Source organism: Corallococcus terminator (assembly GCF_003611635.1).
In the GTDB taxonomy this organism is placed as follows: Bacteria; Myxococcota; Myxococcia; order Myxococcales; family Myxococcaceae; genus Corallococcus; species Corallococcus terminator.
Map to the genome: position 1 here is coordinate 1 of NZ_RAVZ01000490.1, position 5,177 is coordinate 5,177.

At 63.4% G+C, this 5,177-nt stretch carries 5 protein-coding genes and 1 pseudogene; all 6 read right to left on the reverse strand.

What is annotated here, in order from left to right; all coding sequences use genetic code 11:
• Positions 1 to 289: 289 nt before the first annotated feature.
• Complete coding sequence (locus tag D7V88_RS38685) at positions 290 to 874, reverse strand: imm11 family protein (protein WP_120545544.1); 585 nt, start codon at positions 872 to 874, stop codon at positions 290 to 292.
• Between the two features lie 18 nt (positions 875 to 892).
• Entirely contained in the window at positions 893 to 1,741 is an 849-nt protein-coding gene (locus tag D7V88_RS38690; RefSeq protein WP_120545545.1) for an AHH domain-containing protein, read from the reverse strand.
• 24 nt (positions 1,742 to 1,765) lie between these two features.
• On the reverse strand, positions 1,766 to 2,887 hold the full coding sequence (locus tag D7V88_RS42780; protein ID WP_147449059.1) for a hypothetical protein: 1,122 nt from the start codon (positions 2,885 to 2,887) through the stop codon (positions 1,766 to 1,768).
• Positions 2,888 to 2,963: 76 nt separating this feature from the next.
• Positions 2,964 to 3,758, reverse strand: a complete 795-nt coding sequence (locus tag D7V88_RS38695; protein ID WP_120545546.1) for a hypothetical protein — start codon at positions 3,756 to 3,758, stop codon at positions 2,964 to 2,966.
• A 34-nt stretch (positions 3,759 to 3,792) separates the two neighbouring features.
• Positions 3,793 to 4,860 carry a cysteine hydrolase family protein gene (locus D7V88_RS38700; protein WP_120545547.1) on the reverse strand — a complete coding sequence of 356 codons (1,068 nt, stop codon included), beginning with the start codon at positions 4,858 to 4,860 and terminating at the stop codon, positions 3,793 to 3,795.
• 20 nt (positions 4,861 to 4,880) lie between these two features.
• Positions 4,881 to 5,177, reverse strand: a pseudogene (locus tag D7V88_RS38705) (hypothetical protein); the annotation flags it as partial.

Below are 5,177 nucleotides of genomic sequence, written 5' to 3' on the forward strand. Positions count from 1 at the left end.
CCAGCATCCGCTTCACCATCTGACTCTTGAATGCGTCCGTATACGGCACCGTTGTCTTCCTGCTCGCCCCGCTCAGGTGGTCACCTCGGCTGCTCAGCCGAGGCGACAACTACGCTGACACTGGGGGGGCCAGCCGGCGGTGGTCCAGGCAGATTCTCAGGAACGCAGCACCGTCGAGTTGGCCCTGAGCCAACGTGCCGACCGCGCGCGGAAGCCTCTGGGCGATTTCGAACGCGAGATTATCAACGGTGATGTCGAGCTCTGTCTTCATGAAAGCACGGTGGCCCGTTCAGAGGATGATTTCCGTATCGAGGTCGAGCGTCGCCAAGCCTGTCACCCCTTGCTCTCGGAGCAGTTGCAGCAGGTCCGAACGGATGATGAATTCGTGCATCATCTGCTTCAGGCGAAACAGCTTCTTGTCCTCGGGAATCCTGTCGAGATGGAGATTGAGCTTATACAGATTGGCAATGCCTCCAGGCTCAAGCGGATCTTCGTCGAACTTCGATCGTGCGGCGTCCAGACAATCCACGCTGCCAAGCAGATTGGCCACGGCGTAGTCCCTGCTGACCACCGAGCCCCTCTTGTTCGCCAGTTCGAAGGGGAGGTACTCGACATCCGAGACCCGTTCCGCCTCGAACAAGGTGCGGACTCGGGGGGAAATCATCAGTAGCGACAGGATATTCGGAAGCAGATCAGGAGCCATCTCCCCCGCGCGCTTGTCCATTTCGAAGCGTGAAGTCGCAGGGAAGTCCGATCCGAACGGAACGCCTTCCAGCAATCGCCAGTCCTTGAGGATGGTTTCCGGCGTCCGTTTGATGCTGCAGAATCTGGGATCGTAGGGGGTTGTAACGATGTGAAAGGTGAAGCTCGGCATCTCAAATCCTCCAAGAGCCTAGATGGACTCCAGTTCGTCCAACGAGACCCCGGGGGGCATCGCCTTGAGGGTGGCAAGGAGTTTGTCGGACAAAAGGTTCATCGCCTTCTTGATCTGGGTGACGTTCTCGTCATTGAGTTTGTGCGGATTACCCGATGCAAGCACCTTTTTCAGTTGAGCCGCGATCCGACGCAGATGCTTCTCACAAGCTTGCGAATACGTGGGGTGGCTCATCTGGCCATAGGGACAATGAATGGGCAGCCCCAGCACCCGACCCACGAAGCTCTCCTTGGGGAGCAGAACGATGTTCTGGCCGCAGTTCATGTTGTAGAGCGACGTCATCAACAGAAACAAGCGCTTCGCTCCGTCCGGACCACCGCCGATATATTCGTTGATGGCCCCGTTCGGAATCATGTGGTGCCAGTTGTGGTAATAGGGGCGGTGCATTCCCCCTTCAGGATCATGCGCCATGGGAACGAAGTTCTTCGGGTGCGTGGGCTCGCCGATGAACCATGCCTTCGGGTCGCGCTCCAGAACTCGGCTGGTGTAGCGAACGCTGAGCCGGTATTTCTTGACGAAGTCACGCAACCTCAGGCCGAACTCGCCGGACGTCTCTCCCGAGCGCTTCTCCTTCCGGGTCGCGGCCTCGAAGATGTCGCGATCCGCCTTGTCGCGGTCGATCCAAGAGCGGCGGAGCGGCTTGTTGTACATGCCTGAGCGTGCCGCCGTCTTGCTGAGCTGATATCCATTCCATTGATAGTCACACGGACTGCTCTTTCTGGCCGACTCATGGCGAAGAATGCATGCTCCCTTGTCGTGGAGGTCATTCTTCGTCATCTGCGTGATGTGTTCCGCGGACTGAGCCATGGCTTCCCCCTGCTTTCGAGGTTCCTAGTGCCCCTGGGATACGTCCCGTGTCAAAGCGCGCAGCATCAGTGCGCCTTTGGTTCCTGCATAGGATGACATGCCAATGAGTGCATAGGGAGAGCCCGCGTAACGTCGTGCGAACGCGCGCACGGCCATGCACACCGCGAGCGGGCCCGTCGCGGCACCGGTTTCACCAAACGACGCAGGAGGGAACCATGCCCGAGGTTCTCGCATCATCTCCACGCCAGCCAACCGGACGAGAGCCGTGCCCCACTCCATCGCACGCCAGGGGTCCCCATTGTGATTGTGGATGACCAGAGCGGACCCGGATTGCTTTTCGCGAACGTCCTCCAAGACGTTCCTCATCGCCGCCGCAAGACCGCTTCCATGTGAGGGGCCTGAGAAGCGGTGCGGCTCTTCGGTGGTCAGGGAGGTGGCCACCAGCTCCGCTTCGATACGTGCGCCACGCTGGCGGGCCGGGACCGCCCTTTCCAGAAAGAAGAATGCCGCAGCCTCCCCTGGCATGAACCCCACCGGGTTTCCAACTGTCTTGAGCAACCGCAATCGAGCCAGCATTTCGAGCGTCTTCCGCTCAAGAAACGAATCAACTCCTCCGATGAGGCAGCGCTCTACAACGCGCCGCTTCAGTAGCTCGCAAGCCTCGTGCACTGCTGTTGCGATACCATGGTGGTCTCCCCGCAGGACGAAGCGAAGTTCCTTGGGGATAGGCAGAGCGCCGAACAGGCAGAGTGCATCAACCAGGGGTGTGGATGAACCGCGCCCGACGGGCATCCCTTCCGGGGAGCCTTCGGATGGCTCTCCAACACTTGAAAGGAAGGAGCTTCCCACATTGAGGAAGAAAGCCGTTCGCGAGAGGTCGTCTGACTGGAGCCCGGAGTATGTGAGCAGATCCCTGAGAGCGGCGGTCCCCAGACGAATCAGCCGGGCATCTCCCTGGAACCCCTCCGTCAGGGGGTGACACTCATGCCCCGCAATTGGAACGAACTCAATGACGTCATCGTCGATGGCCCCGAAAGCCGGAATCTCCCGGGCACGGTTGATGCCGGCCCGGGCCGCAGCGCATGCGGTGACTACCTCATCCAGGCTGCTCGCCAGGCCAAGCCCTGTGACGACGATGCCATTCAATAGTTCGCACCTGGATGCACAGAAGTTCCCCCTCCGGTCCGGGCTGTTGATTTTAGCAGAAGGGTGACTTCTTCCCCTAGCGGCCAAACCCGCCCAGCGCCGTGCGGCTGAAGCTGGCCGCGCCCTGGCTGACGCGGACCGCGGACTGGCTGAACACCTGGAAGGCGGCGCGGATCTCCTGGGCGCTCTGGCCCGGGGTGAGGATCCACCGGTCCGCGATGCCCATGCTCTGGAACACCTTGCGGAAGTCCGTCGTGCCGTCGTCGATGCCCATCGCCGCCACGATGTGGTTCTCCACCCGGTGCAGGTCCTTCACCAGCGCCGCCACGTCCTTCGCCCGCGCCTTCTGCGAACCCTGGTCCGCGCCGTCCGTAATCAGCAGCGTCACCGTGCGCACCGGCACCCCGTTGCCGCTGAATTCCTGAGCCTTGGCCAGCACCGTGCCCAGCAGTACCACCGCGTTGTCATACAGCGGCGTCCCCATGTCCGCCGAGTAGTTGCCGGAGTGCATCCGCACCACGTCCTCCAGCGGCCGGAAGGGATTGAGCACGTGCCCGTTCAGGTAGCGCGTGTGGAACAACACGCCGTCCTTCTGCTGGCTCGCCAGCAACGCATCCAGCACCAGGTTGTGCCCGTCGCACACCGTCTTCGTGTGCCCGGAGTGCGAGATGCTCCCCGAGTCATCCGGCATCACCGTCACCAGCACCACCTCGCTCGCCTGCACGTCGTCCACGTGCACACCCAGGCCCGCCTGAATCTGGGCCCCCAGGTCCACCACCGTCAGTGCCTGCAACCCCGCGGGGCTCAGCACCCCTTCCGCGTGCGCATCCTCGAAGAGCTTCTGGACCCCGCCACCATTCGCCTTGCTCATGTCCGTGTCTCCTTTCGTTGTGGAATGCCAGACGTCACGCCAAGTGCAGGTCGGACCAGCTCGCCAGCGGGTCCGTGGACTTCACCAGGTGCATGCCCGCGTCCGCGAAGCGCTTGAGCGCCGCATCCGCCTGCGGCGTGAAGTCCGCCGCGAACCCGCCCTTGCCGTCCGGCACCGTCACCGACGACATGCAGTCCGTGAGCAGGTAGACCTTCCGGGCCAGCGCCGCGTCCTGCGCGACGATCTCCCCCAGCAGGTCGTCGATGGAGCTCTTCACGCAGTGGCTCGCCGCCTGCCCGCCAATCACCACCGCGTCCGACGTGAGCAGCGTCTTCAGGAACTGCGTGTTGCGCTGCGCGAGCGGCTGGCCGTCATGCCGCATCAGCACCTCCGGCCGCAGCACCGAGTAGTTCTCCGTCAGCGGGTTGCCGCCCTTCACCTCCGCCCACGACTGCACGCCGCGCGCGAACGAGTGGAACAACCGCGCCTCCTGTACCACGCCCGCCAGGGCATGCCCGTCGCTGCCCAGCAGGCAGTGCGGCGGCCACAGGTACAGCGTGTACTTGCCTGCCCGCTCCAACTCCTCGCAGTAGTACTTCACCTGCTTGAGCAGCCACGGGTAGTTGCCGCCGCACAGCCACTTCGCCACCGCGGGGTTCGGCCGCGCCTGACCGCGCTCAATCTGTTCACGCGTCACTTCGCGATACGGCTGCAACGGCTGGTCGTCCTGGTCCACCCAGAAGGACGGGAAGAAGATCTGGTAGGCGAAGTGCGTGTCGAGCGTCGCGGTGACGTTCGTCAGCGTCCCCAGGTTGCGGTAGATGAACTCCGCGATGCGCCGGTTGTCGTCGATGGCGCCCCGCCCGCTTCGCCCCGCGACGTACAGCGAGCCATCCGGGAAGCAGAAGTCCTTCTGCACGTCGATGAGCAGCAGGTGCAGGTTGAAGGTGTCCGTCGCCGACACCTTCGCACCCTGCGCCGCCTTCCACGCGCCGGCCTCCTGCTGCAACCTGCCGGCGTTGGAGCCGTAGCCGTACTCCGCCGCATGGTTGGCATTGTAGAACCCGGGCAGCGGCAGTTCCTTCACGGTCGTCTTCTTCATGTCCATCCCCCTTGCGTGTTTCACGTCATCCGCAACACGGTGAGGACCTGCGCCCCCACCACCATCAATCCCTCTCGCGACAGCAGCAACTGGCACCCCGCGTCCACGAACGGCTCCGCGTCCGGGAACTCGCGCACGGCCTCCAACCGCCCCTGCCGCGCCTCTACGCGCGTCAGCCCCGCGTCCGTGGCACAGAAGAGCGCGCCCCCCACCGCGCACTTCCCCCTCAACGTCCCCAGCCACGTGCCATCCGCCGCGTCGGCCCGGGCGCTCGCGCGCACCGCCCCGTCCGGCCCCAGCAGCACGGCGTGGTGCAC

Bases quoted from the DNA above. Each gene is read 5' to 3' on its own strand.
- D7V88_RS38700 (WP_120545547.1), bottom strand. From the start codon at position 4,860: ATGAAGAAGACGACCGTGAAGGAACTGCCGCTGCCCGGGTTCTACAAT.
- D7V88_RS38685 (WP_120545544.1), bottom strand. From the start codon at position 874: ATGCCGAGCTTCACCTTTCACATCGTTACAACCCCCTACGATCCCAGA.
- D7V88_RS38690 (WP_120545545.1), bottom strand. From the start codon at position 1,741: ATGGCTCAGTCCGCGGAACACATCACGCAGATGACGAAGAATGACCTC.
- D7V88_RS38695 (WP_120545546.1), bottom strand. From the start codon at position 3,758: ATGAGCAAGGCGAATGGTGGCGGGGTCCAGAAGCTCTTCGAGGATGCG.